The following is a 26,682-nucleotide window of genomic DNA, read 5'->3' as shown; positions in this document are numbered from 1 at the left end:
CAGATCGCCACGTGTCATACGACCGTACTACCAGCCGGAGCAGCCGAACAAAGGGCGAACACCCCGACTGTGATCAGAACTCAGAACAGGCCCTAGCGGTACTCCCTCCCTACATCGCCCGCCCGGCCAGCGTCGATAACGAGCTGCGGTGCGAGGTAGCTGAGGCGGCCGACGGGAGCCGACTGGTGATGGTGGTTGGTGGCTCCTCAACAGGCAAGACGCGATCCTGCTGGGAAGCAGTGCGGGCTGAACTCCCAACCTGGAAGATTGTGCATCCGCTGGCTCCGGATCGGCCGGCGGCACTCCTGCAAGCGCTGCAGGAGGATGTGCTGCAGCCACGAACCGTGCTGTGGCTGAACGAGGCAAACCTTTACTTGCTGGTCAAGGACTACGCTGCGGAGGTCTCAGCAAGCTTGCAAGACCTGTTGACGAACCAACAGCGCGGACCTGTTTTGGTCCTGGGCACCATGTGGCCGAGCTTCTGGGAAAAGCTGACGGAGTGCTCCGTCGAGGACGATGACCACCTGAACACTGGGATGGGTGCGGTGGGTCAGCTTGCCGACCTGGCGGTCACGGTCCGGATGCCTGCCGCGTTCAGTGAACCGGAGTTGGCCCGCGCTGAGACTGTCTTCTTGGCGAGCTCTCTGCGGCTCTCGGACTTGCCGGCCACTACAAGGAGGCTGAGCGCCTGGCTCGCCGGGCGTACGAGGTGAGCGGTAACCGGAACGGCCAGCGCAGCCTGGCTCACCACCTGCTGACGCTGGGCATGCACCACTCAGCCGCACGCATCTACTCATGGGCCGCCGACACCGGAGACCCAGTCGCCGCGCAGTGGCTCACTGCGTACCACGAAGCCCGCGGCGATCGGATCGCGGCAGAGCGTCTAGCGCACACAGCCCTCACGGAGTACGGAAGCCCGTCCGCCGCCCTCGCGCTTGCTCAGTTGCGTGTTACAGCCGGAGCATCCGACGATGCGCAACGATTGTGCCGACGCATCGCCGGTCACGGCCATACTGATGCCCTGGTGGCCTTCGCGCGCGAAAGATCAGACCACCGTGACCACGCCACTGCCACCTGTTTCTACAGTGCGGCCGCCGCTGCGAAGCACCCGAAGGCTCTCGAGTGGATGTCATGGCACAGGGAAGGACGAGGTCACCATCAGCACGCCGAGGACCTGGCACACGCAGCAGCGGCGGCCGGAAATAGCCACGCTCTGCACGGGCTCGCCCAACTGAGATTCTTCAACGGCGATATCCACGACGCCGAGCGTCTGAACCGCGCCGCTGCACTTGCAGGGTCAACACCAGCCCGGGAGTGGCTAATCCGTAGAGGATTCCAACCATGAGTCATCCCGTCGTTGCCGATGACGTCTGGCATGCCGAGCAGCGGAGATTGCTGCCCGCCGGTCCCACCTGCGCTGGCTAGTCACCATGCTGCGCTACCAGATCCAGGCGACCTCGCCTACCCACGATCTCGGCACGTATGTCATGAAGTTGTCTACCACGTCGCGCTGACCTGGAGCGATGCAGCTTCAGTCGCCTCTGACCAGCGCAGTTGAATCTTTCAGGGTCTTTCAGGGGCGTGCAGTCTTACGTAGTCGATTCTCCCCAGACGCTCCCCAGCAGCGCTGATCCTCCCCAGATTCTCCCCAGGGAGGGCCGCCGTGACGGACGGCGGGAGATGAAACTTGGCGCTGTCGCAGGCACGCTGAGTGACTGTAGCGGGCGCTCAGCCGGCATCCCAGGGGCGATCTCGGCTCCAAGATCTCTGCCCTGTGCGTACCCGTCCCTCCGAAGGAACTGCGTCCGGCCACTGATAGCGAGATGGCTGCCCGCCCTGGGCCGTGACGGTCCAACCTGGCACAGGTCGTAGAGACCGTCCTGTCGCGTCCATTCAGTCCAGGGCGGGCGCGTAATGCCAGCTCAGGGCATTCGAGTCTTGAGGAGTCGGCACAGTTGGTGAGAGGCGTGTGAGAGCGGGCGGGACGCCGAAGCGGGGCCCGGCGTCCCGCCCGAGCCCTTCGTCGCCGATCGACCACGCTTGCTCGCGCGGAGAGCACAAGGGCAAGCCACAGCGGCAGCAAGTCCTGCTGGGGGCGGGGCGGCACGGGCACGTCGTCGAGTGCGCGGTGATGGCGGCCGGACCAGGTGACGTTTTCGTTCCCCCTGACAGCGATTAGCAAGTCGAGTTTCTCGGGCCGAAGGCGTCGTCATAGTGTCCAGGGTCGACGCCGAAGAGGATGAAGGTTTCGAGGAAAGCGCTGCGCCCGGCGACGATCCCCATCAGGATGTGCGTGTCGCCGCAGCCCGCAGCCCGCTGGGCGGCCGGCGTGAACCTGCTGATCAACTTGAGCAGCTCCTTCTGCCCCTTGTGTCGGACGCGAGGAAAGGAGGTCAGCCTGGCGGGTTCCAGGACCTTGTTTAAGACGAAATGCTTTCGGTGGCGGGTTCTTGCCAGCTTCGCCAACGCTCACGATGGTGGCGCACGTACTGGAGGTCGATGAAGTGCCACCTGTGAAGATGTAGTCTCCTGCCCGCGTCACCTGACACGGTGTCGATGACGGTGAGGTCGTCGGTTAGGACCCGCCCGCCGGCATCGAATAGCACGTGGCAGTTCGGGCAGAGGCACAAGAGGTTCTCGATGACGTCCGGGCCGTTGTCTTCTCGTGCCTGAATGTGGGCAGCTTCGCTGTACCTGTCGCGCGGTGAGGGCAGAGCTAGGACCGTGCCGCACATTTGGCAGCGCCCCTGGTACCACAGCTTAAGTTTCCGTACGGCATTATCACCGGAAGGTTCCTTCCAGCGTGTGTAGCTGTAAGGGTTGGGCATGTTCGACTTAACTCGCTCGAGCTCTCCCTCTGGTTCAGCCCCGTCGAGCAGCTTCCGGTCTAGGTCGTCGACAATCTCATTCACCATATCGGTGTCCATGCCTATGAGGTGCGACGTGTCTCGGACAGCGCGACGTGCCAGGTTCCAGGCTGCCTCTACGTGCGCGCTGGCTACCGTGGTGCGTTCGGATGCTGCGAGAGTTCCGGCTATGCGGACGACATGGTCGTCGATGCGGACAAAGAAGTCGGCGTGCGGGTCCGCCAGCTCGTCCCATCGGCCATCAACTCTGCGGATCACGTTGCGAAGACGTAAGGCTTGCTTGCTGAAACGCAGGAAAGGGCGGGTGTTGAAGCACCACGCGTATGCCAAGGCCAGTTCTTCCTGCCAGGTATCCGATTCCGGTGAGATGGGCGGGATGTCCACCGGGCGGGTGGAGAAATGCAGGACGCGAGAGTATGTGGCGGCGTCTGTGGCTTGGAATCCCTGCCACTCGGCGATGGACGGAGTCCAGAGTGAAGCGACATCCGGAGGCGCGAGCCTTTCGGATGGTCCCCGAAATCGAGCCTTCCCACGTGTGGGCGGCATGTGTTCGCGTTCCCATGCGAGGCGGAGGGGGCCTTGCAGAGTCCAGCTGAGGTTTGGTCTGCCGCGGTTTGTGGTGAAGGGGGACCCCGTCAGGAGCATGCTGGAGGTGCCTTTGCCGGCATTGACTGCTCGTTGGGTCGCGTGAGTGGCAGCGTCGAACTGCCTCTCGGTTGTCACGTCTGCGTGCACCGCGAGTGGGCTGATGCCGTCGAGGAGACGTTGCAGGAGGGGAAGGAGCGGGTCAGCCTCGGGAGTGTTGCGATGAACGAGTGCGGTCCAGACTGTTGTGAGGCCCGGCCAGGCCGAGAGCGACACTGCAGGAGCGACAGCTGCCGACCACCAGCTGACTGCTGCGAGGTACAGATCTGCCGGATCGACACCCGCTGCCCCGGCTTCAGCCAGCGCTAAGCTCCCCAGTGGTCCTCGGTAGGTGATGTCGTCCCCCATCAACTTCTCCTTCCCCTTGAGCACCGCATCGTGGCCACTGTTGTGGTGGGATTCTGTCCCACGGTACTGACAAAGGGGGGCCTGGCAGTTCGCCGAGCACGCCGCCTCCGCCTGCACCGATGGCGACAACTCGAGGGCCTGCTGCGGCTCCGGAAACCCGGCGGCGGCCTCGGACGTGCCCGGTGCTTGCCCCCGCCAGCGGGCGAAGAGCTGCCGGGGCGATGGGTGCGGACAGGAGAAGCGGGGGGAGTAACGGTGCGGGGTGCCCCGGCTGCTGCCTGTGGGCCTCCGCTCGGGCTTGGTGTGCAGGGGCCATCGATAATGCGGAGAGTCGGGTGGTTGCCTAGGAGCGTGTCTCAGTAACTGGCAACCTGCCTGCGGTTCGTGATCATTGGTGCGGGATGATCTCGGTATGCGTGGTGGCGTCGGGGTGTGGAGGCCTCGCGAGGGCCGGACTCGCTCCGCCCCCGACCGCGAGGGCTGCCGCCAGCCTGGACACCAGCAAACGCCGCATCCGGCGCATGGTGAGCATGCCTGCACGGTAGAGGTGCGCATCACAGGGCTCCAGGTCAGCGATCCGGTACGGTTTTTGGCGCCGCAAAACGCGTCCGACGCAAGATGGTTCGGCGTGCCCCGCGGACACCGTCGAGCCACGTCCACGGCGTATGTCCGCTCCCGCGGGCCTGTGGTCATGGGGTTCTCATTGGCGAGGCCACAGCCCCGAGTCGCCACGCCATCGGGTGATGGGGCTCAGCCAGGCGCGTGACAGCGGCCACCACCGCGACGAAATCCGCCGGCTCAAGGTCGCCGCGTTCAGCCACCTCGACTACCCCGACGCCCGCCAGGCGATCCAAGTCGTGTGGTGGCGAATCGGCTTGAGCACCGGGAGGCTGACCATCGAGCGCGTCTACCTGATCACCAGCCTGAGCGTCTTCGACGCCACCTGCACCGAGCTCGCCACCTGGATCAGAGGCCACTGAGGTATCGAGAACCTCCTGTACCACGTGCGGGACCGCACGTTCCGCGAGGACGACTCCAAGGTCCGCACCGGCACCCTGCTCCGCGCCATGGCCTCCCTTCGCAACCTCGCCATCAGCGTCTTCCGCCAGGACGGCCAGACCAACATCACCGCAGCCCTCCGCCACCACCGGCCGCGACTACCACCGGCCCCTACGAACCCTCGGCCTCACGTGACGAACCCAGACAGATCTCGATCACGCAATGCCCCTGGACCGAGAACGGCTCCCTGATCGACGACATCGTCCGCGAGGGCGCAAGGCGGATGCTTGCCGCTGCGCTCGAGGCGGAAGTCAACGCCTATATAACCGAGTTGGCAGGTCAGCGGGATGAGTCCGGGCGTCGCCTGGTCGTACGCAACGGCTATCACCAGCCGCGGAAGGTCACGACCGCGGCCGGGGTGGTCGAGGTGAAGGTGCCACGGGTGAACGACAAGCGTATCGACGAGAACACGGGCGAGCGCAAGCGGTTCTCCTCGGTGATCCTGCCGCCGTGGTGCCGCAAGTCCCCCAAGATCAGCGAGGTGCTGCCCCTGCTTTATCTCCAAGGCCTGTCCGGTGTCCGTCGCAGGTGTGGGGCATGAGCCCCTTCGGCGGAAGTACGGCCGAGACGGTGTGGGAACGCTTCGATCCGCGGATTTTTCTGCGAAAGTCCCCGTCGGCCACGAGGGTCCAGGCGGCGTTCCGCTCCGCCTACGGCCTGCCTCGGGTCGACGCGGTCGCGGTCGGTACGGACAACGTCGACCATCTGCGGGAGCTGGTCGGCGCCCTGGCGTATGAGGTCGACGACCAGGTGGTCCGGGAGTACCGGGAGCTCCTCCAGGCCCGCCGTCAGCTCGTCTGAAGTTCCTTCACGACTCGCTCTGCCGTTTCCCGGGCGGCCCCCAGTCGGGGGTCGTCCGGGTCTGCGTAAGGGCCGAGGATTTTCGCTGCGACGAACAGCGTCATCAGCTTGCCGTCCCGGCTCTCCAGATCGTCACGCCGCTCGCTGCGGATGCGGTCGGCCAGAGCGGGGACGGCGAGGGATGCGCCCCACAGACTTGCCGCGTCGAGGCCGCACGGGGCCATGCCCCAGTCCTCCCAGTCGAACACGCAGAACACCGGCGCGGTCATATTCGCCCAGTTGAAATCCGCGTGGGCCGGGCGCCATTCGACCACGGGCATATCGAAGCCGGGGAAGACGCTTTGGATCGTTCCCGTGACGAGTTCCTGTGTGAGGGTCTCGATATCGGCTGTCGCGATCCGGTTGGTGTGCTGCGCGGCGAGGGCATCCAGGGAGGCATTCAGTGCGGCCCACCACTCCTCCGACAGCTGTGGGTCCTCTGCCACTACGGCGCTGCCCACCGGTGCCCCCGGCAGCAGCTCCGTCTCGTCCGCCCGCCACATCACCGGCTCTGTCTCATCCCGCCATGCGACGCCGGCGAGCCAGGCTGGTTTTGCGATCCCGAATAGGGCCTCAGCGGACGCGGTGCCGTCCCCACCCTGGACCCCGATCCGGTCGAGCCCGCGCCGCTCGATACGGACCCACGTAGCGCGATCTGTATGCGAGCCCAGAGACCGGCGCTTACGCACCACCGTCTCCTGGTCCAGGTTCACCCCCAGGAACCGCTCCACACGGTTGAGTACGGCTTCCACGGGCTCCATGCGCAGATCCACCGAACGCAGAGTCATACGACCGAACGTACCAAGTTGAAGTTGTATTTCGAGGGAGATCCCACCTGCCACTACTTCTTCCTCCGGGCTCTCACTTCGACCGGTGACGATCCGCGCGTCGACCAGCTTGGATGGCCGACAGACCGCTGCGGCAGGTTGAACGAGGACGTCAGAGAAGTGGGGCGATCAAGCCGCCGGGGAGCTCCTCGTTCGCCTGGTTATAGGGCGTGGCGTTTGTGGAAAGCTCAAGCTCTGTGGTCCAGGCCAGCCCGCGACGCCGGCGTCAGGTCACGTGAAGAGTCACAGGTGTCTGTCACCGGATGCGCGGGCGTTGGGCGGGGAGCCGGGGAGGGGCAGAGGGTCCGCGGGGTCCGGGCCCAGAAGCCGGTCGAGGACTACGGGGTGCTCCTGGAAGATGGCTGATCCTGATTCGTCGGTCCCGGCGCCACCTGCGGCGCCGGTAGTAGTCGCCGCGGATTCCGGGGCGGGCAGAGCGGGGACAGTAAACGGCCCCTCGCAGAGCGCCCCTGCGCCGACTACGGCGCGACGTGTCTCCTCGTCCATCTCTCGGCTCGGGACCTCATAGCGGCGTAGTATTGCTGCGGCGATGTGTCGGCCGCCTGTGTCGATGTCGCCGGAGTACTCCATTGGGACACCGCAGGTGCGGGCCAAGGCGAGAAGTGCATGGTCGATGGCGGTGAGAGTGCCCGAGGTACAGACGATGGGCGTCGTGATCCCGCGCATCAGGGCCTCGTGAATGACGGAGGGGTTCTCTACGACCAGCCACGGTTGTGTTCGTGCGAGCGTGGGCGGATGCGCGGTGAGGTCGTGAAGCGTGAGGTGGACGGGGCGCTGGTCCTCACGCGCCAGACGTAGGGCCCGGTCCGTCGGGCCGTCCCCCCTCGCGTCCACGTTCAGCAGCAGTACGGTCTGGGACAGGCTGTCGGCGACGATCCCGACGCGGGCCAACAGGGCACGCTCGGCCGCGGGTGTGTCCGGTAGCGGGGCATCCAGCAGGTCCGCCGCGAGCAGGACGAGGCGGGACCCCTGGCCCGCGTCGTTGAGGTCGAAGTAGTGCGGGTCTCCGGCGTAGTTGTGAGAGAGCCGTGCCAGCGTGGCGGGCCGCGAAAGGGGCAGCACGGCTCTGACGCGGGCCAGTGCGTCGATGAGCTTGCGCAGCTCGTCGGCCCTGTCGTCGACGACACCCCCAGCTCGCAGTCGGGCGGTGAGCCGCGGGGTGTCGGGCAGCACGGTGGCCGTGTACGCCCAGATGTCCTCTCGCAGTTGCGTGGCCCGCCGCCGGGTCTCAGCCAGCGGCTGAACGGACCCGACGTTCTGCTCGACGATCTCGCGCAGCTCGTGCGGTGTCATCGTGAGCGCCTGCAGCACGCGTTGCACGGGGATCACCGCGACGCCCTGCTCCACACGCAGTGCGACGGCGCGCCGTGAAGTCTGGGGGGCCCGCGAGAGCCAGCCAATAATCATGGACCGGCCGGCACGGGTCAGCTCTACCCGCACCGTCCGGATGCCACCCGGATCGTCGCCCTGGGCCAGCCGCACACTGATGGCCTGCCACAGTGGGCGCAGATCGGGGTCGGCGAGATCACCTCGGTTCCGCATCACGACGCGTCCTCTGCCCCCGGCGCGAAGAGCGAATCCTGCCCGTCGCCAGGGGGTGAGGCGGGATGCGACCGCTGGCGGGGAAACTGCTGAACGCCTACCGCGATGCGTGTCGTGGCCGGCGCGCCGTGGCCGCTCCAAATGCTGGGGATGGCGTAGCGCAGTGAACTCCCCTCGTGGAAGATCTTGTGGATTCCGACCGTGCCCGTCTCCTTCACCAGGAGTGGCTGCATGGAGGGAAGGGTGACCAGGACGTCGAAATCCCAGGAGCGCAGCAGCGCGAGGAGCTTCCGCAGGTTCGATTCATCGAGTGCGGAGTTCAACTCGTCGATGAAGATCATGCGAGGGCCCACGTAGCCGTCGGCCTGGTAGAAGGCGCGGGCTGCGGCCAGGAGGGGCAGCATGGTCGCGAGGCGCTTCTCGCCGGCGGACAGCTTGTCGAGGGGATTCCTGCGCGGGCTCACCGACCGGAACACTTCCGTAGTGCTGCCGGGCTCCGCGAAGTCGGCGTGGGTGAGGGAGATTTCCCACGTGAACCAGTTTCGGTAGTTGAACACGTTGTGGACCCGCTCGGGCCAGGGGACCGCGGTGCCTTCTTCTTGCAGGAGCTGCTGCACGAAGAAGTTATACATGCGGTCGAACTCGCCCTCGGTGTCCAAGTCTTGGATGAGGGACAGAGCCTCTCGTGCGACGGGATCGTTCGCGTTCTCCACCCAGTTGAGTTTGACGCCGACTCGGGCTACGCCGGTGCGTACGTTGGCGAGCGTCGCGGTGATGCCTGCAACGATCTCGCGGGCGAGCTGAATACGCACCTGGATGTGTTTGCGCAGATCGGTGAGGATTGCGCCCTTTACTTCGGTTCGGACCTGCTCGTCGAAGTCCGATTCGAGCGTTGCGATGGAGCGTCCCAGATCACCGAGTGCGGTCCGCAGCGGTTTGGTGCTGGCCACTTCGCTGGACGGGCCGCCCGCCACCTGGCTTCGCTCGGTTACCACGACGCGGCGCCAGTTTGTGTCGGGGATATCTTCGATACTGATGTCCCGGCTCAGCCGGCTCAGGTCGAGACGGATCTTCTGCATGCGGGTTCCGACCTCCTTGAGCGCGGCTGATTCCTCGCGCTCCGCGTTCTCCAGAGTGAGCGATGCGGCATGACCTCGATGCAGGATGAGGCGGCGGGCAGTGTCCACCGCCTCTTCGGCGGTGTTCGGCCGGCACAGCGGATCTGTGGTCACCAGCTCGCTGATGAGGTCATGGTCGAACAGCCGCTGGACCTCTGCCACGGACCGATCTCGGTCTGCCTGTGCGGCTGCGGCCTTTTCCACGTGCGTGTGGAGCCGTTCCGTGATCCTGATGAGCTCTCTGTCCGCGTCGTGAGCGCTCTGCAGCTCATCGGCCTGCCGGGTCTTCGCGCTGTCGAGCTCCTCACGTTTCGTAGAGAGATCGGTCGCCAGCTGCTGGTAGGGAAGGCCGTGTTGACGCTTTTCCTCCCCGTGCATGTGTCGGGCCTTTGTCGCCTCGGCGCGTTCCCGTTGGGCCCGGGCGGTGAGATCACGGGCCTGCTCCTCGGCGCTGTGGGCGGCCGTGTGTTGCCGGGCTGCGTCAGAGGCGAGCAGCCGGGTACGCGCCATGGCCTCGGCCCAGTCCGAGACCCGGCCGCGCAGCGCGGTGACAGTGGTCTGATAGGCGCCGACGACCTTCGGGTCGGTCGGGAGCATACGCCCGTCCGGGGTGCGGGCCATTCCGCTCAACGTGGATCGAGCCTCCGTGACATCGCGCTCGCGTTTGTCCAGGGCCGTCTTGGCCTGCTCAGCAGCGGAAGCGGCCAGCTGGGCATCACGCTCCGCCGCGCCCGCGGCAGCCTGGGCGTCGCGCACGGCATCAAGTGAGGGGAATGCCGAGCACTCTGCGTTCGCAGCTTCAGCTTCCTCCCTGGCCTCGGCGAGAGTGATGGCAGCCTCAGCTTGCCGGATTTCGTAGGTCTCGACTTGAAGGACAGCCTCGTGCACGGTGGCCGCCGTGTTGATGGCGGAGCGGCCGGCCCCTAGGACGCGCTCGACGACACCGGGGACATCGATGCAGACGTTCATGGCCGCCCGGATGTCCTGAAGGTCTGGCAGAACATGGGCCGCCTCGCATGCTTGGGCGGCTGCAAGTTCCGCTTGGTCGGCACGTTCGACCTGCTCTTCGGCGGTGGTGCGTGCGGTCGCTGCCTGCCCGCGAAGCCGCTGGGTCTCGATCGATTGCTGTGTGGCGACCCGGTGTTCTTCCAGCAGGAGCGCTGGATCGGGATAGCGGCTCTCTTCTTTGACCCGCACGATCGATTCCTGAGCGCGCTGAACTTTCTGCTCGGCATCGCGGAGCTGAGTTGCCGTGATGTCACGCTGGGTCCGGAGAGTGGAGAGAAGGACTTGGCGGGCCCGTTCCCGGGCCGCTGCCCCGATGTACCGAGACTTCCAGCCGACGGGGCCGGACGCGATCAGCACACCAGAGCGGACCACTCCGTCGGCTCCGACGGCCGAAGTCGGATGAGCCTGCGGCATAGCGTCGATGCCCGTCAGCGGGACGGAGGCGAGAAGCGCCTGCACACGATCGCTGAGGATGCTGTTCTCGCAGTCGGGGACCAGGAGGTCTGCGAGCGCGGGGCCATCGGCCGGCGCCCCTGCATGGAGGTGGACGTCGCCGTCGGCCCATGTGCCGTCGCCGGACACCCAGGCATCGAGCAGACCGGCGGCGAGCAGGCCGCCCTCCAGCCGGTCGGCGCGTTCGGCATCCAGGCCGGGGGCGAAGTCCACCAGAGCCCACAGCGGGGCGCCCGAACGGCCCTCCCGGTCAGGACGCCATGCGGGCCGGTCGGGTCCCGTCGTTTCCTGCTCGGCCTCGCGGATATGGTCGTTGAGGTCGTCGAGAAGACCAGACAGACGGGCTGCGTCACCCTCTACTTTGGTTCGCGTCGTGGTGAGTCGGGAGAGGGCGGCATCGCGGGCTTCGGCAACATCGCCCGAAAGGCACTCGATTTCGGCGTTGTCGACGGGGGCACTGGCGGGCAACCGCAGTCGGGCGCGGTCGAGCTCCTGGAGCTGTTCAGCCCACTGGCCGACTTGATTCACCCACGCGACCGCCGCCTCCTCCGCCGACTTCTCGGCCGCAGCCAGTTCCCGGACTGCTTGCTTCGCCGCGGCTTCGGCCGCGTTTGCCTGACCGTCACTCTCCTGTGCCTTCGTGCACGCGATGCCCTGATCGCGCATGAGGCGCTCAGCTTCCTCAAGCAGAGCGCGGCGGCCTCTGATCTCCTGCTCGGCGGCACCCGCCAGCGCCGTGATGCGCTCCACAGATCCGGCGACATCGAGACCCGTAAGATCACACTCCGGGGTGCAGAGCCGCGCCGCCTGGGCGACGCAACCACTCAATTCCTGGAAGACCTTCGGCAGCTCGACGAGTCCCACAAGTCGCTCGTTGAGATCGCTCAGTGAGTCAGTGCACGACCGTGCCGATTCCACAGCCGCGGTCCGTACGCTGTCCCGGCTGCGCAGGGCCTGCGTCAGGAGCTTCTCCAGACTGGCCACCTCAGCCCTGCGGCCCTCCACGTCGATGGTGAGCAGTGCCTGCCGCAGGCTCGCACTGACCCACCCTTGCAGCGCGTCGACGCTCAGCGGTGCCGCGGAGAGCAGCTCCTCCGGCGGCGCCGGGAGATGGCGGAAGGTGCTGAGGAGCTGCCGGATCTCGGCCCGCGCCGCGTCCTCGGCGACCTCCGCCCGCTCGCCCAGGTCGTCCGACTCCTGTTCCCTGATGTCTGCATGCTGCTTTAACGTGGCGTATGCGTCGCGGGCTTCGTCGCGGACTTTGCAGGCGGCGAGGAGTGCAGCGAGTGTCTTGTTGATCCTCTCGATGGTCGTGGTGCGGTGGTCGAGCCAGGTCTGGAAGACCTCCTTCGCGGCCCGTGTCTCCGACTCAGTGGACTCGGGGGGATGCGCTGAGGGGTGGGCAAGGAGGGGCGCCGCCGCTGCCGTGAGCCGGTCGTAGTAAGCCTCCGCGTTTGCCTCCTGGGCCTGGACGCGCAGTTCCTCCAGGAGGTCCCTCAGATGCCGGGATGCCTCCGCGGCCTTCGCGCCGGCTTCGCTACTGGATCGGCGGGTTTCCTCCGCATGACTTCCGGCTGTCGAGGCGTCGGCTTCGTACCGGGCTGCGTCGCTCTCGCGACGGCCGGCCTCCTGGCCGAGCCGGTCCAAGCTGGCACCGGGGTGCCCGTCCACCTTGAGCTGCAGCATGCCGACGGTTGTGGTCAGCTGATCGATGACCTCACCCAGCTCCTTCGCCGCGGAGCTGGCGCCGCGGTGGAGGTCTTCCTGCTGGCCCTGCTGTCGCTTCAACGACGCTTCGTTGCGGGTGAGTTGCTGTGCGGTACTGTCGTGGTCGAGGAGATAGGCGGACGTCTTCACGGCGACAGCCCAGGCGTATCGCCGGTATGTGGTGGCGATTTTCGACAGCGCGGCATGTTCGCTCTTCGCGCTCCCTAGACGGGTCTGGAGCTGCTCGGTCTTAGCGAGCGCCTCGGCCAGGCGCTTGATCTTGACACCGTCGAGCGCCGGAAGCGCCGAAGTGAGAGTCGACTGCATATAGGTCGGGCTGACCTTGTCGTTGGCCTGAACACTGCGCAGGGCGCGCAGCACGGTGGTCAGGGCGTCGACCTGGTCGGCATCGAGCGGCTCGTACATCGTGGTGCGGATTGCTTCGGCGAAGGAATTCTCCTCGGCAACCACCGTGAGGTGTTTGCGGGCGTTCTTGGCCAGCTGCTCTGCGGTGAACAACTGGCCGTTGTGCTGCGCCAGCTGGTGGGCCAGGTCCTCGATGCTCACGGGGTTTCTGTCTTGTTCGAGGACGAGACCGACCCCCACGCGTGCCGGCACGATGAACCAGGCGCGGTCGACGGTGGTGTTGGTGCCGCCGCGGCTGCGCAGCCACATGCCGACGGTGAGCCACCGCGTCCCCTTGTCGTCGTCTCCGTCACCGGGGGTGAACCCGTACTCCTGCCACCACACGCCGACCTTGGGCGGACCCGCGTGTCCGAGGGTGTGCGTGCTGTACAGCGTGCCGGCGGACAGCCCGGCGGCGGACAGGCTCCGCTGACTGACGTCACCGTCGATCAAGGTGGGGCAGAAGGTCGCTCCCGTCAGGGATTTGCCGGAGCCGTTGCTGCCGACCATCGCGAGCCATCCGCCACCGTAGAAGAACTGCTCGTTGGCCCACTTCCAGGAGTTGACGACGCCACACCGTGTCGGCTGCCACCGTCCCCGCACTCCCGGATGGGGGTCGATGGGATTCGGTGAGCCGGGTTGCGAGAGGCGGCTCGCGAAGGCCGAGAGGTCGTGGTCGGTACGGGTCGGGCTATTCATCTGAGGGTCCTTCGGCCAGGTCGGACGTTCCGTCTGGGGTGGGTGAGGGCACTTCGGTCAGGTCGGTGACACGCACTTGCCACATCTGCGCGGCTGGAGTGACGGCCCATCGGGTGTCTGCTTGTTCGGTTTTCACCAAGACCCCGGCCTCGACCAGCCGACGGACGGCGTTCTTGGCCATGCGCTGCGGTCCGCGAGAGCGATGGCTTGCCGCCCACTGGGGGTGTTCGTCGAGGTGCTTCTGGATGCGTGCGGTGGCTTCCGCGAGGGACAGTTCGGACACTGATGGCTCGCTACCGGTGCTGCTGAGGGTCTGCAGCAGGACGAGCGCAGCCTGCTCCTCGATCTTGCGCGCCAGCGGGAAGGTGACGTCGGTCGTCGTCCCGTCCGGATCGGAGACGATCCACCAGTCCCTTCGAACGTTGCAGACCAGGCCGGCGGCCGCGGCGGCATCGACGGCCTGGCGTTGCCCGCCGGTCGACGCCAGGTAGCGGCCCGGACCAGATCCGGAATGCGGTGCCACACCCGGGTCGTCGAGGACGACGCGCAGGGCGGTGTGCCGTCGTCTCAGGTCCTGCTGGCGCGCGGAGGCATGGTCGGGAAGCTCAGCCTGGTCCCCGCACAGCGCTGGCACATGCGTTTGTGGACGGTCAAGGTCGATGTCCATCAGGGATGGGGACAAGGTGGCGGGAAGAGCGGCGAGACGGTCCCGGCGAGCTATGACGACGAGATCGGCGCGATGGTCTTGTTCCGCGACGTCCAGCGGCTGATCGACAGCAATGACGTGCCATCCCTCGAGAAGGCGCAGCGCATCCACCAGTGCGAGCCGATGCGCGTTGGCCCGTGCCCGCCCCTCGCCAGCCTGGGTCACGGGCTGGAAGCGCGGCAGGCGACCCGACTCGGACTCCGTGACGCAGGTCTGGACGAGCGCACGCTGCAGGTCGTTGAAGCTGGTCTCGGGGTGACGCCACAGCTGTTCACACACCAGGCACATCAGAGTGATCACGAAAGGCGACGCCGTGCGGCCCCTGGTCGCCCCCGGCAGGTTGACACGCGGAGGTCGGTCCGCGGGAGGATCCCACCGTCGCTTGTACAGGCGGCACATGCCGTCGGCGGGGTACGCCTCAAACGGCCATCCGAGCGTGCCAGCGAACCACGCCCGCACCTCATCCTTGTGGTGGACCGCGAGACGGAAGAGATCCGGGTCGGATTCCACGGTCAGGAACTGACTGCGCAGGAAGGACGCGATGACGGAACGAACCTCCGGATTCGCATGCTCCGCCATTTCATCGTCCGTGTAGGCATCGGGCAGATCGTCGGCGCCGGACATCACGCAACCTCCGTCGATCCGGCCGCTGAGACCGCGCCCAGAGCGACGATCTCGACACGCAGGTCCGGTGAGCTTAGGTGGCCTTCCTCCAGCTCTACCGTGACCATCCGCCCGAACTCACCCAACCACAAGTGCAGACGAGCCCCCACGGTCTCCGCCGTTCCGCAGCCCGCACCGTGGTCGAAGGCGTCGAGCGCCTCCTCCAGCAAGGTGACAAAGACCGACGTGTGGTCGGCATCCAGGCCGGAGAAGTGGGTCAAGGGAACCCTCCCAGGAGTGACGAGATCTTGTGCGAGCGCTGACCGCCGCTCCAGATCTACTTGCGACACGAACTCGGCATGTGCCCGCTTCTCGGCCAGGTCCGGAATTTTCGGCGGCCGGCCCGCAGACCGGGCGCCACGTTCGCTCGTGCGCAGTACGGCCTGGGCGGTGTACATGGCCCCTTCAGACGCGCTGAATCCCGGCGCGATGTCCTCGAACTCCGGACGCCGAGGGTGATGCGCTGTCCAGATGCCGAAGCCTGCGGCAAAGACCTGGTACGCCGCATCCTCGGCCGGCTGCGCGTGGATCATGCGAGCGAGCTGGCGGAAATCCGCTCCCAGATCACTGCCCCGGGAATTGGCGTAGAAGCGGCGCTCGATGGCCCCGAGCAGCGTGTGGATCGCGCCCGCTGACGCCTCGATCAGCCGCTCGATCGATCCGCGAGGCGCGAACCAGGCGTCAAGACCGTCCAGTTGTTGCCGCTTCTCCGTTAGCCAGGAGTGCTGGGCGCGCGCATCCAGGACACCCGCTCCGGGCAGTGCACGCTCGACGATCGAGCTCGCGCCGACAGCCTTGAGTTCGGCCAGAGCGGCACGGACACGGTCCAGGGCGCGCTGTGTCTGGTAGGCGAAGTGACGCAAAGCCAGGAGAATGCGTTCGCGGCTGGTGGTGAACACGGCATCATCAGTCACGTCGTGCTGAACAAGGGTTGCTACGGCACCGTAGAAGTCGCCACTCGCCTCCTGGAGTTGTTCCAAGTGCGCTTTGACCTGCTCCAGATCGGTGGCCAGCAGATCCGCATCCTGGTGAAAGTGAGAGAGTGTCCGGCGCACAGTCGCCTCCACGGCATCCAGGAGCCGCGGGGGGAGCTGAAGGGAACGATCCAGGCTGTCGATGACATCGCGTACGGCGGCAACCATGATCCGGGCCTGCTTGGTCAGCGCCCACGCGTCCCGCCTCCGTTTGGCATCGGCGTAGCTGGAGACCGCCGCCGTGTAGTCCTCGAACGGCTCGACATGACCGGAGTCGATGAGGGACTTCAGCGCGCCATCGAGATCTTCGTTGCTGATCGGGTCGTGGTAGCCCACCTCCGCAAGGAGGTTGCGTACGTCGGCAAGGGTCGACATCGGTGTCCGTGTACTCGCAAGCAACAGAGCCCCCAGGACCGCGGCAAGAAGTTCACGAACCGCAGGCGCCCGCTCCGTCAGGGGCTCCCACAGGTCGGGCTCAAGCCGCCTCCACCAGTCCTCCGCCACTTTCTCCCCTTTCTGTTGATCCGCGAGTCCCGCTCGGCTCGATTTCTGGGAGCCATCCGTTCTGACGAATTCCCAGAGATGCCGATCTCTCGCCTCCGTGCGCTGCTTGCGAATTCGCCGCCACTCGAAGGTGTTGACCACCATAGGAGGTGGCACTGACAATCCATCAAGAATTCGAAAGGGTGGACGATTTCCGGTGGCCGTGAGTTGTGATAATCCCGGCCGAAAAGCCAGGCTCGCCACTCGATCACTTGTTTGGCGGATGGTGGGAATCTCCGTGGAAGTGGCGCAAATCCACCCTGTGTGCGCAAGGAGTGGTGGGTGAATTTGAGCCGACAATGCGCTCCTCGTCTATCTCAAGGCCGACCCGAAGGAGGTCGATCTCGTTCCCGGCTTCACCCGGGACGTGACGGGGCTCGGCCACCACGGCACGGGCGACCTGGAGGTGCAGCTATGCACCCCGAGGGACGTGGAGCGTGCCCAGGATCTGTTCTGTGCGAGCTACGCAGCGGCGTGAACGGTCGGCGGCGCCTCAGCTGTGAGTAGCGCTTCGCGTTTGGATCGTGGTCGTCTGGTTGGTGCCTCTCGATGTATGGGCAGGTAGTGGCGGTGGACTAACAAGGATGCGAGGGATCGCCGGTTTGGCTAACCGGCGATCCCGGGCTATGTTCGCGCTGGCCCCATGGCCCCATGGCCACGCGATGCGCTGAGCGACATGGCCCGCTGGGCGAATGGCTCAGCGTCGGAGAGTTCTCGTGGCGTGTGTTGGGCTGGCTAGTGCTGTGACCGGAAACGATCACCGGGGCGGCCGGTCAGCGGGGCGGGGGCGATGATGTGGGGATGACCGCCAGCTCACGCGCCCATTCGTTCAACGCGGCCGCTGACCAGTACGCGGCCAGCCGGCCTTCGTATCCACCCGCGCTCTTCGACTTCATCGAACAGTTCACGAGCCGTCCCCTTGCCGGTGCCCGCGCCGCCGATATCGGCGCGGGCACCGGAATCGCCACCGCTCTGCTGCGTGAGCGCGGAGCTCACGTAATCGGCGTTGAGCCGGGCGACGCCATGGCTGCACAGTTCCACACTTTGCTTCCGGGTGTGCCGATTGTGAGAGGTGACGGCAACGCCCTCCCTCTCGCGGACGCCTCCCACGACCTCGTCACCTACGCGCAGTCCTGGCAGTGGACCGACACCACTCGCTCGGTCCCGGAGGCGCTACGGGTCCTGCGTCCGGGCGGTGGGCTCGCGATCTGGTGGAACACCACGGCCTTCGACGTGCCCTGGATCCGAGAGCAGCACCAGCGGATCGCGCACCACTGCGGAGTGAAGCCGACTTCTCGGGCGCGTCCCGACGACAGCGACGCCATCCGGCTCGCGGGCCTGTCAGGGCTCCGAGTCGCGCGCCGCCAGGTGCGGTGGAGCCGTGTGGTCTCCCTCGACGTGCACCTTGGCAACATCGGCAGTCGTTCGGCGTTCCTTGTCCTTGCCGAGGACGACAAGCATGCCTTTCTCTCCAAGGAGCGCAGGCGGCTGCGGGAGATGTTCCCCGGCGAGGCGTTGGAAGAGACCTACGTGGTTGATCTGCTGGTGGCCACTCGTCCGTGACCTGCCCAGTTTCCTGGGCCTCGCACGGGCGGTCAGGCGGCTCCGGCGACGGGGCGGCCGCCGAATCGGATGCCTTTCTCACTGCGGACGCGGGCGCGTTCACGCCGTTGAGCGGCCAGGACGTCGGGGTGCCGGGCGTTGTGGTTGCGCCAGCGCAGGTAGCGGTGCAACTCCCGTGTTTGGACGTTGTGGTTGGGATGGTGGGAGTTGGCGAGGGTGAACTGTCGCAGTGGCCCGAAATGCGCCTCGATCGGGTTCGCCCACGATGCGTTCGTCGGCGTGAAGCACAGCTCGACCTTGTTCTTCGCCGCCCAGCGGCGGATCCGCCCGTTCTTGTGGGCGGAAAGGTTGTCCAGGATCACGTAGATCGGGCCACCGTCCGGTCGGGCCGCGCGGATCGACTTCAGCGCGGCCCAGGTCGGGACGATGCCTTTGCGGCGCCGGTTGACGCCCCACAGGGTGTCGTCGCCGACCGAGTAACAGCCGTGGAAGTAGGTGGTTCCATGGGTGCGGTGGTAGGTGGCCGGCAGCCGGTTGGGACGGCCCTTCCTGGCCCAGCAGGTCCCGGCGGTCGGGCGGATGCCGAGCGGTCCGAACTCGTCGAAGGCGAAGGTACGGTCCGGGCGCTCGTGGATCGCGTACTCGATCCGGTCCAGCTTGGCGCCGAAGTTGGGGTCGGTGGACTCCTTCCACGTCTTGGTCCGCTGGAACGTCACGCCACGGCGTATGAGCAGGCAGCGCAGGGCTTCGCGCCCGATCCGTATCGGACGGGCGGTGTTGCGCCGCAGGTGGTCGGCGAGCTTGCGGATTGACCAGCGGGTGAAGGGCTTGCCGAGCTTGGTGGGGCGGGTGGTGGCCGCCTGGATGACGAACTCCTCGTCGTCATCGCTGAGCAGGCGGGGACGGCCTCCCGCCCACCGAGGGTCCAGGCAGGCCAGGCCGATCTCGTTGAACTTGTGGATCACATCGCGGACGGTGTCCTCGTCGGCCTGCACGAGCTTGGCGATCACCGGGACGCTGTTCCCGCCCGCCGAGGCCAGCAGCATCATCGCCCGCCTGAACCGCACCGTGCTGGTGCTGCCGCGGCGCACGATCCGCTGCAGCTTCTGCCCCTCCTGCTCGGTCAGCCTGCGGACCCTGACCGGCCCTGCCATCGCGCCTCCCCGCGCCGATCGGACGTGTCGTTACATCCAACCGGCCCGAGGACCACGAGCACCACCCCGGTGATCGTTTACGGTCACAGCACTAGTGCGGGGTGGCAGCCGAAGGTCCCGCGTCTGCACCGGCTGTTGCGTGGAGGCGCTACTTCGTCGCGATGACGTAGACGCTGCCCCACTGGCGCTTCGGGTTGGCCATGGCGGGGTCGAACGTCCAGGCCTCGACGGTAGTGAAGCCGGCCTCGGTGAAGAGTCGTACGAGCTTCTCGTGGTCGTAGGCCCACAGGTGCGGGGTGTACTTGGGGTTGTCGTCCTGGTCCCGGAAGACGAGGTTGACGAGGTCGAGGCGGGTGTTGATGTCGCCTAGGCAGTCGCGCTTGGCATACCAGCGCTCGATCATTTCGTCGGAGCTGTCCAGCGGGCCGGGATACTGGCTCAGGGCCAAGGCGGCGTCAGGGACGCCGGTGATGATCCGGCCATCCGGTTCGAGGACCCGGTACGTCTCTCGGACGTAGTGCTTGGCGGAGCGCGGGTAGTCGATGTGTTCCAGGAAGTGCTCGGAGAAGATCTCGGCGACGCTGTTGTCCTGGAGGGGGATGCCTTCGCGGATGTCCCAGAGGAGGTCGGCCGGCGGAACGGCGTCGATGTTGAAGAAGCCGTCGATGCGATGAGCTCCGCCGCCGATCTGTACCTTGGCGGGCTTGTCGTCGATGCAGCCACTGGGCCAGGCGCTTCGGCTGGCGTGGTGGTAGCGGTGGAGTTCGATCTCCTTGGCGGCAGCCCGGAGAGTGCGGGCGAGGCCGTGGGTAGTGGCGGGGTTGGCGAGAACGGCGTCGATCTGCTCGCCGAGGAGGTCGACGGAGGGCATGTCGGAAGGACTCATCACGGTCTCCTGCGTGTGAGGTTACTCGGGATGGGGTGGGCCGCTGATGGCAGCGGTGCATCAGGCGACGGTGGGCGCGGGGGCAGTCCACTGGTTGTTGCGCATGAGGGTGTACTTGATGTCCACCAGCCGAGGGGCGATGGTCAGCGAGAGCTCCTCGGCTGGCGGAAGGTGGCCGGAAGCGTCTTGCTCGGCGCGCCAGACGCGGTACTCGAGGTTGGGGTAGGCCGGGTTGATGCCGATCTCGCCCTTGGGCATCGTGCCTCGCCGTTTCGGTTTGGGTTGATGCGGCGTTGCTGATCACCAACTGGGGCGATCGAGGCGATTTTGTTTGCCTGGGCATGGCGGGGGCCCCGGCACGGTGGTCGGGGTTCTCCGATGTCCTTCGGGTTGTGGGCGGGCGGGGGATGGCCGCTCAGCCAACTGGTCGAGGCAGTGCGGCGAGGCGGTGGAAGGCCGTGACCAGTTCGTGTCTCCAGGGCCAGGTCGCCGAGATCCGCAGGCGGAGGCGGCGGCCGCCGCGGGTGAGGCGGGCGGCGACGTGCAGGAGTCGGTAGCGGAGTTTTTTCGGCTCGGCAGCCGCGAGTTCGCCGTCCAGCAGTAGGACGCGCATCCAGGCCAGCAGATCGACCGCCGCGAGGCTGAGTTCGAGCCAGACGGCGCTGATGGTGAAGTCGCGGGAGGGGAAGCGGCCGAAGCCGGTGGTCTTGCCGCAGCGGATATGGTCCTCGACCGTGGCATGCCCGCGGTGACGGGCCTCCAGGAACTGGGCGGAACCGCCACCGGAGTACGGGGTGTCGGTGAGGAACACTTGATGCCACAGGCCCTCGTCCTGATCGAACAGGGACAGTTGGGCTCCGGGGTGTGGTCGCTCTCGGCGCACGATGATGCGGGTGCCGTCCGGGTAGCCGGCAAGGTCGACCATGCCGGTCAGCTCTGCGACCTCGGCGCCGTCGCGAAGTGTCCCGTTCTGGTCCAGGGCGGGGTGCCAGACCTGCTCAGGCAGGGTCCGGATCGCGTGGCGGACCGGCTCGGTGACCGCGTGCCCGACCGAGAAACGCAGGTCCAGGCCGTGCTCGCGCAAGGTTCGGATGTGGGTGAGGAAGGCTTTCGCGGATCCGGCGCTGTCGGCGCGGACCAGGATCGCGTTGCCGTGCCGGTGAGCGTCGGGGATCTGGGCGAGGGCGTCGTCCAGCACCGCAATATGGTCGGTAGCGGTGTTGGCTCCGGAGTTGCCGGGCCGCAGCCGGCCGGACACGGCCTCGCCGGTGTTCGCGAGGAAGCATCGGCAGTGATCAGCAGACGTCTGGCCTGCGGGTAGTCGAGGCGTCCTTGCCCGTTCCACCAACGGCGGATCGATTCGACCGCGAAGGCTGCGGTGTCGTGATCCGTACCGACATTCACCCAGCCGGTGTCCGCCGCCAGATCGTAGATGCCATAAGGCAGGGCCTTGCCCAGTGCATCGCCGGGGAAGTCATGGACGTCAACCCGCACGGGTTCACCGGCCGGCCGCCACTGACGTCCCGCATTCTTGAACTCCCCGACGACTTCCTTCTTCTTCGTGTCCACACTGACCACCGGCTCGCCCTCCGCCTGATGGTCCTTGACCTGGTCGTTGATGTAGCGGAACTGCGCGTCCCGGTCGGGGTGCTGAGCGCCCTCAAGGGTCTTGGCATTGGCCTGCAGACTGAAGCCGTTCTCCCGCAGCAGCCTGCCCACGGTCGGCGCTGACGCGGCATGGCCCTGCCGCGTCAGCTCCCCTGCCAGAGACCGCAGCGACTTGGTCGTCCACCGCAGCGGCGACATCGGATCGCCCCGCTCATCCGGCTCGACCAGCGCCAGCAACGCCGGAACGAGCAGCCGGTCAAGCTTCTCGGCGCTCTTGCGACCGCCGCCGTCCCGGCGGACCCGGCCATCGGGCAGTGGGTCCTCACCGCCCTCCAACTCAAAGACGCCCTTCCGCACCGTCGTCTCGCTCACCCCTGCGGCACGCGCGACGGCCCGGACCCCGCCGTGCCCCAGCAACCGGGCCTCGGCGGCCAGCGCCAGCCGCTGCTGCCGCTCATTCAGGTGAGGGAACAAAACTCCGAATCTCAGGGCAAGTTGCTCACGAACCTCGCTCGGTATGCGCATACCACACCAACGATAGGGAGGCCGTGAAGCAACGTGTTGATTCTTTACGGGCCCTTACGAGTTGGTGCGTGATAGCGAGTGAGGCTGTGGTGGCCTGGTCCCGGGTGATCGTTCAGGTGGTGGCGGTGCGGTCGGAGACGAGGCCGGCGATGGCGCGGTAGGTGTCGGGCAGCCGGTCTCGACGGTGGGTCCAGCGGATGAGTTGTCTCCATCGTTTGTGGTCGGCGAGGGCGTGCTCGACGGTGATGCGGTCGGATGAGTGCCCGTGTCGGTCGCGTTCCCAGCGTTCGTGGACGTCGGGCAGTGCGCTCTTGTTCGGCTTCCTGGGTGGTGTGATCGCCTGGCCCGGGTGGTCACGTCTGAGGCCGAGGTAGCCGTCGTCCAGGAGGACCTCCACGTCGGGGAAGTGCTGGAAGCAAACGGCTATGCCCTCATTGCGTGCTGCGGTCGCATCATGCATCCGTCCATGTCGCAGGGCATTGGCCCATAATGTGCGACCTCGGTGGTCGGCAATGACAGTGGCCTTCATGGTGTTCTGTTTCTGTGTGTCCTGAGCGTGAATAGGAGTTGGTTGTAGGACAGCTTCCAATCATGGTGCTGTGTGGGAGATGAAGGTCTTGGCCCTTCGAAGTCGCCCTGCGGGGGGAGGCTTCAAACCGCCTCATGCTGCGTTAGCTAATGACTGTCGTGGTGAGCGATGAGGAAAAGGCGTCGTAAGAGGCGTCAGGTGGGGATCGGGAAGACGAACGCAAGTGAATCGCTGCTGACGTGTCGAAAGAACAACAGACGACATCAAAACCGGGGTGTAGAAGCGACTTCGGGATGAGCTTGGCGGGTGCCCGTCTATTGGCCAGGTGGTGTCCGGCATGAAGGCGACGTGAGCCCGGTCTGCGGCTTCCACATGGAACAGGAGAAGGCAGGTCCGACACCGCCGCCGCACAGCGGCGACGAGAGGGAGTGCCCCAAGCGGAAGACACCGCGAGGGGTCGAGTACCGGCGCGGTGCCTGCTGGCGGACCGGCTCGTAGTAGTGATGAAGCCTCTGTAATGGGGGTGGAGCGAAGGGGCCGGGTCGTTCGTGACTGAGTTGATCACATCAACCGGACAGCGTCTGGGAGGAGTGCGATGAGCCAGTGGAAATCATCGACAAAGCCGTTTGAAATCTCAAAGTGGGAAGTCAAGGAGGCGTGGGAGGAAGTCAAGGCCAATAGAGGTGCGCCTGGAGTGGATGGGCAGAGCATCGACGACTTCGAGAAGGACCTTAAGGGAAACTTGTACAAGGTTTGGAACCGTATGTCCTCGGGCTCGTACTTTCCGCCTCCGGTGCGAGCGGTGGCCATTCCGAAGCCGCATGGTGGTGGCACGAGAATGCTCGGTATTCCCGCTGTTGCCGACCGGGTGGCTCAGACCGTCGTGGCTCGGCATCTGATGCGAAGGGTGGAGCCCATTTTCCATCCGGACAGCTACGGATATCGGCCCGGACGGTCTGCCTTGGATGCGGTAGGAAAATGCAGGGAGCGTAGCTGGCGGCGGGACTGGGTGGTTGAGTTCGACATTGCCAAGTTCTTCGACAGCGTGCCCTGGGACCTGCTGGTCAAAGCGGTGGCCGCGCACACCGATGCCGTTTGGGTGAACCTGTACGTGCGGAGATGGCTCGCCGCCCCGCTCGTCATGCCCGACGGCTCCCTGGTGGAGCGGGGGTGCGGAACGCCTCAAGGGGCGCCGGTCTCTCCCGTTTTGGCGAACCTGTTCCTGCACTACGCGTTCGACATGTGGATGGAGCGGGAGTTTCCGTCCGTCTGGTTCGAGCGCTACGCGGACGACGCGGTGCTGCACTGCGTCACCGAGCGCCAGGCCCGCGAAGTGCTGGCCGCGCTCACGGACAGGATGGTCGAAGTCGGGTTGCGTCTGCACCCGGACAAGACCCGGATCGTCTACTGCAAGGACGGCAGCCGCCGGCGCTCCTTCGAGCACACGGCGTTCACCTTCCTCGGATACACGTTCCGCGCCCGGAAGAACCGGAATCGACACGGCCAGCAGTTCCTGTCGCTCGAGCCGGGGATCAGCAGGGAGGCCCTGACAAGGATCGGCAGGGAGGTGCGGTCCTGGCGACTGCACCGACGTGCCGATCTGACCTTCAACGAGCTCGCGCGCAGGGTGAATCCTGTGATCGGGGGCTGGATCAACTACTACGGCCGGTTCCGGCCCTGGGAGCTGAACCCCTTCCTGGCGCGCGTCAACACCTACTTGGTGCGTTGGATCCGCAACAAGTACAAGCGGCTCGCGGCCCAGCAGAGGGCGTACTCGAAGATGCAGGAGATCGCTCGGCGATACCCCCGCATGTTCGCGCACTGGCGCCTGTCTGTGGACGCCGTACCGGTCTGATGACCAGAACGACAAGAGCCGTGTAACGGGCGACTGTTACGCACGGTTCTGTGAGAGCCGAGAGGTGAGATTTCCCTCGGCTACTCGACTCTTGCCCGAGACGAACGCACGGCGTCCGCCGCGGCTGGCCGGGGGCCGGCGCACCTGGATCTCGGTGGCGTCCAGGCGGAGCTCGATGCCCTCGGCCTGGGCGTAGGCGAATACGTCCGCCAGTGTCTTCAGACGCAGGCTGGGCCGGCCGGGGACCGCGCAGCCCCGCTCGGCCAAGAGGGTGCGGATCTCGCCGACGGCTCGGGTGATGGTGGAACGGTCGACACCGAACAGCAGCCCCAGCACCGAGTGCGGCAAGTCGTGCCGCAGGTGGATGAGCGTGGCCACCAGTCGGTCGACGAAGACCAACTGGTGCCGAGCGCCCGCACCCGCGGCGCGCTTTCTCGCCCCGCCTCGTACTTCATGACGGCGACCTTCGACTGTGGCCTGCCACGGCTGGGCCAACTCCTGTGCCAGACAGCTCAGATGACGCCGGGAGATCCCGGTGAAGAGCCGATGCGCGAGGACCGCCCGGTTGACCTTGATCGTCACAGATGGATCATGCCATCCATCAGCGCGGACGCGCTTCACCCGCTATCACGCACCTACTCGTTAGAAGTCATCCGCAAACCGGCAGAGTCGTCTGGTAATGGAACGACGGTTCGGAGTTCCCGGTCGGGTGATCCGGCGGTGGCTGCCGCATGAAGACAGGGCCTCCTGCGCAACGTGGAAGTTGTCGACACCCACGAGGCAAAGGGAGACCCTGTTGCCGCAGTTGTACGCCGTCGGGCCTGCTGAGAACAACTCGCTGCCCCTACCGTGCGATTGCCTCGCACACCGGTACGGAAACGCGGCCGATCACCGTGCCCGTATCCCGTCCTACCCGTCGGACATGACCGACACGGAGTGGGCCGAGGTACGTGACCTGCTGCCGGTGCCGGCCTGGATGGGCCACAGGGGCGGCCGTCCGGAGGGGTACTGCCACCGGGAGATACTCGATGCGATCCGCTACGCCGTCGACAACGGCGGCAAGTGGGCGGCCCTGCCCGTGCACTACCCGCCCTACAAGCGGGTCCACGCGTTCTTCACCCGCTGGCGCGATCATGGTCTGATCGCCGAGTTCCACGACAGGCTCAGGGACCGGGTTCGTGTCGGCGAGGGCCGTGATCCGCGGCCGACCGCCGCGGTCATCGACTCGCAGGCGGTGAAGGCCGCGGCCACCGTCCATTCTCCGACCAGGGGTTTCGACGGCGGGAAACTGATCAACGGGCGCCGCCGGCACCTCACCGTGGACACGCTCGGCCTGGTCCTGATAGTCGCGGTCACACCGGCGAACGCGGGCGAACGTGTCACAGCGGCCACCATGCTGCCCCGCCTCACGGAGCGTTCCCACCGGATCCGCAGGCTCTGGGCCGACTCCGGCTACACCGGTGACCTCGTCTCCTGGGCGAAGAGGGATCTCGACGTGAGAGTGGACATCGTCAGACGCACCGATGACCTGTCCGGTTTCCAGGTCGTGCCCCGCAGATGGGTGGTCGAGAGGACGTTTTCCTGGCTGATGCGGTCCCGGCGTCTGGTCCGTGACTACGAGAGGCGCCCCGACAGCAGCGAGGCCAGGATCCTGTGGTCCATGAGCAAGCGTCTCGCCCGCCGCCGCACGCGCGAGAACACCACCGGAGCCATTACTCCACGGTGGGCCGTGGCCGCGGCATGAACCGGCTGCCCGTCACGTCGGCCACCACCCAGCCCCGTTCCGCGAGCCGTTTCGCCTTCGACCGCAGGTTCTCCTTCCTCGACGGCACCGGATCCCAGCCCACCGCGACCGTCAACTCCCGTACTCACAGGCCGGATCCCTCCCCGCCGCCGGCACCGCCACCGTCTCAGCCCCGTTCGACTCCGCCGGCCCCGCCGAAGCGTTCCCTTCCGGAGCCAGGGCTTCGATGAGTTCCTCGATCGCCACCACACGGCGTTCCAACACCAGCCTCGCCCTCGCGAGTTCCTTCTCGAGCTGGTCCACCCGCTCCCGAGCGGCATCCCGGCGCTTCTCCAGCAACCCCAGCGGCGACGGCATCACGACCTCCATCCGGCCTCGACGAAACAGACCTCC

15 protein-coding genes and 8 pseudogenes are annotated in these 26,682 nt (G+C 66.4%); 8 read left to right on the top strand and 15 right to left on the bottom strand.

Annotated features, from left to right (window positions below; translation table 11 throughout):
* Nucleotides 1-713: pseudogene (locus ACFVX4_RS35485) on the top strand (hypothetical protein); the annotation flags it as partial.
* Between the two features lie 1,462 nt (nucleotides 714-2,175).
* Here the strand turns inward: ACFVX4_RS35485 and ACFVX4_RS35480 are convergent.
* Entirely contained in the window at nucleotides 2,176-2,346 is a 171-nt protein-coding gene (locus tag ACFVX4_RS35480) for a hypothetical protein (protein ID WP_389985680.1), read from the bottom strand.
* A gap of 74 nt (nucleotides 2,347-2,420) precedes the next feature.
* Nucleotides 2,421-3,251 (bottom strand): HNH endonuclease, encoded by an 831-nt coding sequence (locus tag ACFVX4_RS35475; protein ID WP_389985677.1) that lies wholly within the window; start codon nucleotides 3,249-3,251, stop codon nucleotides 2,421-2,423.
* Nucleotides 3,252-4,603: 1,352 nt separating this feature from the next.
* Here ACFVX4_RS35475 and ACFVX4_RS35470 point away from each other — a divergent pair.
* The 3 genes and pseudogenes from ACFVX4_RS35470 (at nucleotide 4,604) to ACFVX4_RS35460 (ending at nucleotide 5,720) form a co-directional block, all read left to right on the top strand.
* Nucleotides 4,604-4,840: a hypothetical protein gene (locus ACFVX4_RS35470; RefSeq protein WP_389985674.1), complete on the top strand. Its 237-nt coding sequence runs from the start codon at nucleotides 4,604-4,606 to the stop codon at nucleotides 4,838-4,840.
* Between the two features lie 227 nt (nucleotides 4,841-5,067).
* Nucleotides 5,068-5,433 (top strand): annotated as a pseudogene (locus ACFVX4_RS35465) (transposase); the annotation flags it as partial.
* A 23-nt stretch (nucleotides 5,434-5,456) separates the two neighbouring features.
* Nucleotides 5,457-5,720, top strand: coding sequence for a hypothetical protein (locus ACFVX4_RS35460; protein WP_389985671.1), 264 nt, complete (start codon nucleotides 5,457-5,459; stop codon nucleotides 5,718-5,720).
* Here the strand turns inward: ACFVX4_RS35460 and ACFVX4_RS35455 are convergent.
* The 5 genes from ACFVX4_RS35455 to ACFVX4_RS35435 all read right to left on the bottom strand — a co-directional run bounded on the left by ACFVX4_RS35455 (nucleotide 5,708) and on the right by ACFVX4_RS35435 (nucleotide 16,257).
* Nucleotides 5,708-6,547 (bottom strand): hypothetical protein, encoded by an 840-nt coding sequence (locus ACFVX4_RS35455; protein WP_389985668.1) that lies wholly within the window; start codon nucleotides 6,545-6,547, stop codon nucleotides 5,708-5,710. The genes ACFVX4_RS35460 and ACFVX4_RS35455 overlap by 13 nt on opposite strands.
* 282 nt (nucleotides 6,548-6,829) lie before the next feature.
* Nucleotides 6,830-8,149, bottom strand: coding sequence for a TIGR02679 domain-containing protein (locus tag ACFVX4_RS35450; protein WP_389985666.1), 1,320 nt, complete (start codon nucleotides 8,147-8,149; stop codon nucleotides 6,830-6,832).
* Nucleotides 8,149-13,539 (bottom strand): SbcC/MukB-like Walker B domain-containing protein, encoded by a 5,391-nt coding sequence (locus ACFVX4_RS35445; protein WP_389985663.1) that lies wholly within the window; start codon nucleotides 13,537-13,539, stop codon nucleotides 8,149-8,151. The genes ACFVX4_RS35450 and ACFVX4_RS35445 overlap by 1 nt, the downstream gene beginning before the upstream one ends.
* A complete protein-coding gene (locus ACFVX4_RS35440) occupies nucleotides 13,532-14,869 on the bottom strand; it encodes a DUF2398 family protein (protein WP_389985660.1) in 1,338 nt (445 codons plus the stop codon). Before ACFVX4_RS35440 ends, ACFVX4_RS35445 begins: the two co-directional genes overlap by 8 nt.
* Nucleotides 14,869-16,257 carry a DUF2397 family protein gene (locus ACFVX4_RS35435; RefSeq protein ID WP_389985657.1) on the bottom strand — a complete coding sequence of 463 codons (1,389 nt, stop codon included), beginning with the start codon at nucleotides 16,255-16,257 and terminating at the stop codon, nucleotides 14,869-14,871. Before ACFVX4_RS35435 ends, ACFVX4_RS35440 begins: the two co-directional genes overlap by 1 nt.
* Nucleotides 16,258-16,729: 472 nt before the next feature.
* Here ACFVX4_RS35435 and ACFVX4_RS35430 point away from each other — a divergent pair.
* Nucleotides 16,730-16,903 (top strand): annotated as a pseudogene (locus ACFVX4_RS35430) (transporter); the annotation flags it as partial.
* 323 nt (nucleotides 16,904-17,226) lie between these two features.
* Nucleotides 17,227-17,988 carry a class I SAM-dependent methyltransferase gene (locus tag ACFVX4_RS35425; RefSeq protein ID WP_385706036.1) on the top strand — a complete coding sequence of 254 codons (762 nt, stop codon included), beginning with the start codon at nucleotides 17,227-17,229 and terminating at the stop codon, nucleotides 17,986-17,988.
* A 32-nt stretch (nucleotides 17,989-18,020) separates the two neighbouring features.
* On the opposite strand, the gene ACFVX4_RS35420 is transcribed toward ACFVX4_RS35425, so the two are convergent.
* The 6 genes and pseudogenes from ACFVX4_RS35420 to ACFVX4_RS35395 all read right to left on the bottom strand — a co-directional run.
* Nucleotides 18,021-19,142 (bottom strand): IS630 family transposase, encoded by a 1,122-nt coding sequence (locus ACFVX4_RS35420; RefSeq protein ID WP_389985654.1) that lies wholly within the window; start codon nucleotides 19,140-19,142, stop codon nucleotides 18,021-18,023.
* 148 nt (nucleotides 19,143-19,290) lie between these two features.
* Entirely contained in the window at nucleotides 19,291-20,028 is a 738-nt protein-coding gene (locus tag ACFVX4_RS35415; protein ID WP_389985651.1) for a class I SAM-dependent methyltransferase, read from the bottom strand.
* A gap of 60 nt (nucleotides 20,029-20,088) precedes the next feature.
* Nucleotides 20,089-20,292: pseudogene (locus ACFVX4_RS35410) on the bottom strand (hypothetical protein); the annotation flags it as partial.
* 151 nt (nucleotides 20,293-20,443) lie between these two features.
* Nucleotides 20,444-21,313 (bottom strand): annotated as a pseudogene (locus ACFVX4_RS35405) (transposase); the annotation flags it as partial.
* Nucleotides 21,310-22,161: pseudogene (locus ACFVX4_RS35400) on the bottom strand (ISAzo13 family transposase); the annotation flags it as partial. The pseudogenes ACFVX4_RS35400 and ACFVX4_RS35405, both read right to left, overlap by 4 nt.
* A gap of 112 nt (nucleotides 22,162-22,273) precedes the next feature.
* A pseudogene (locus ACFVX4_RS35395) lies at nucleotides 22,274-22,705 on the bottom strand (transposase family protein); the annotation flags it as partial.
* A 580-nt stretch (nucleotides 22,706-23,285) separates the two neighbouring features.
* Here ACFVX4_RS35395 and ltrA point away from each other — a divergent pair.
* Nucleotides 23,286-24,545: a group II intron reverse transcriptase/maturase gene (gene ltrA / locus ACFVX4_RS35390; RefSeq protein ID WP_389985648.1), complete on the top strand. Its 1,260-nt coding sequence runs from the start codon at nucleotides 23,286-23,288 to the stop codon at nucleotides 24,543-24,545.
* Nucleotides 24,546-24,629: 84 nt separating this feature from the next.
* Here the strand turns inward: ltrA and ACFVX4_RS35385 are convergent.
* Nucleotides 24,630-25,127 (bottom strand): annotated as a pseudogene (locus tag ACFVX4_RS35385) (transposase family protein); the annotation flags it as partial.
* A gap of 340 nt (nucleotides 25,128-25,467) precedes the next feature.
* Here ACFVX4_RS35385 and ACFVX4_RS35380 point away from each other — a divergent pair.
* Nucleotides 25,468-26,289, top strand: coding sequence for an IS5 family transposase (locus tag ACFVX4_RS35380; RefSeq protein WP_389985645.1), 822 nt, complete (start codon nucleotides 25,468-25,470; stop codon nucleotides 26,287-26,289).
* 111 nt (nucleotides 26,290-26,400) lie between these two features.
* Here ACFVX4_RS35380 and ACFVX4_RS35375 read toward each other — a convergent pair whose 3' ends face one another.
* Nucleotides 26,401-26,658 carry a hypothetical protein gene (locus ACFVX4_RS35375; RefSeq protein ID WP_389985643.1) on the bottom strand — a complete coding sequence of 86 codons (258 nt, stop codon included), beginning with the start codon at nucleotides 26,656-26,658 and terminating at the stop codon, nucleotides 26,401-26,403.
* Between the last annotated feature and the right edge of the window lie 24 nt (nucleotides 26,659-26,682).

This window comes from Streptomyces sp. NPDC058240, assembly GCF_042882135.1.
GTDB lineage: Bacteria > Actinomycetota > Actinomycetes > Streptomycetales > Streptomycetaceae > Streptomyces.
Note: the sequence above shows the minus strand (reverse complement) of the source record. Positions and strands in the feature narration are given on the sequence as shown.

What these genes read in the sequence shown, in the direction of transcription:
- ACFVX4_RS35435 (WP_389985657.1), bottom strand. Translation starts at nt 16,257, where the DNA reads ATGTCGACCCTTGCCGACGTACGCAACCTCCTTGCGGAGGTGGGCTAC.
- ACFVX4_RS35380 (WP_389985645.1), top strand. Translation starts at nt 25,468, where the DNA reads ATGACCGACACGGAGTGGGCCGAGGTACGTGACCTGCTGCCGGTGCCG.
- ACFVX4_RS35450 (WP_389985666.1), bottom strand. Translation starts at nt 8,149, where the DNA reads ATGCGGAACCGAGGTGATCTCGCCGACCCCGATCTGCGCCCACTGTGG.
- ACFVX4_RS35470 (WP_389985674.1), top strand. Translation starts at nt 4,604, where the DNA reads ATGGGGCTCAGCCAGGCGCGTGACAGCGGCCACCACCGCGACGAAATC.
- ACFVX4_RS35420 (WP_389985654.1), bottom strand. Translation starts at nt 19,142, where the DNA reads ATGGCAGGGCCGGTCAGGGTCCGCAGGCTGACCGAGCAGGAGGGGCAG.
- ltrA (WP_389985648.1), top strand. Translation starts at nt 23,286, where the DNA reads ATGAGCCAGTGGAAATCATCGACAAAGCCGTTTGAAATCTCAAAGTGG.
- ACFVX4_RS35445 (WP_389985663.1), bottom strand. Translation starts at nt 13,539, where the DNA reads ATGAATAGCCCGACCCGTACCGACCACGACCTCTCGGCCTTCGCGAGC.
- ACFVX4_RS35415 (WP_389985651.1), bottom strand. Translation starts at nt 20,028, where the DNA reads ATGAGTCCTTCCGACATGCCCTCCGTCGACCTCCTCGGCGAGCAGATC.
- ACFVX4_RS35455 (WP_389985668.1), bottom strand. Translation starts at nt 6,547, where the DNA reads ATGACTCTGCGTTCGGTGGATCTGCGCATGGAGCCCGTGGAAGCCGTA.
- ACFVX4_RS35425 (WP_385706036.1), top strand. Translation starts at nt 17,227, where the DNA reads ATGACCGCCAGCTCACGCGCCCATTCGTTCAACGCGGCCGCTGACCAG.
- ACFVX4_RS35460 (WP_389985671.1), top strand. Translation starts at nt 5,457, where the DNA reads ATGAGCCCCTTCGGCGGAAGTACGGCCGAGACGGTGTGGGAACGCTTC.
- ACFVX4_RS35440 (WP_389985660.1), bottom strand. Translation starts at nt 14,869, where the DNA reads ATGTCCGGCGCCGACGATCTGCCCGATGCCTACACGGACGATGAAATG.
- ACFVX4_RS35375 (WP_389985643.1), bottom strand. Translation starts at nt 26,658, where the DNA reads ATGGAGGTCGTGATGCCGTCGCCGCTGGGGTTGCTGGAGAAGCGCCGG.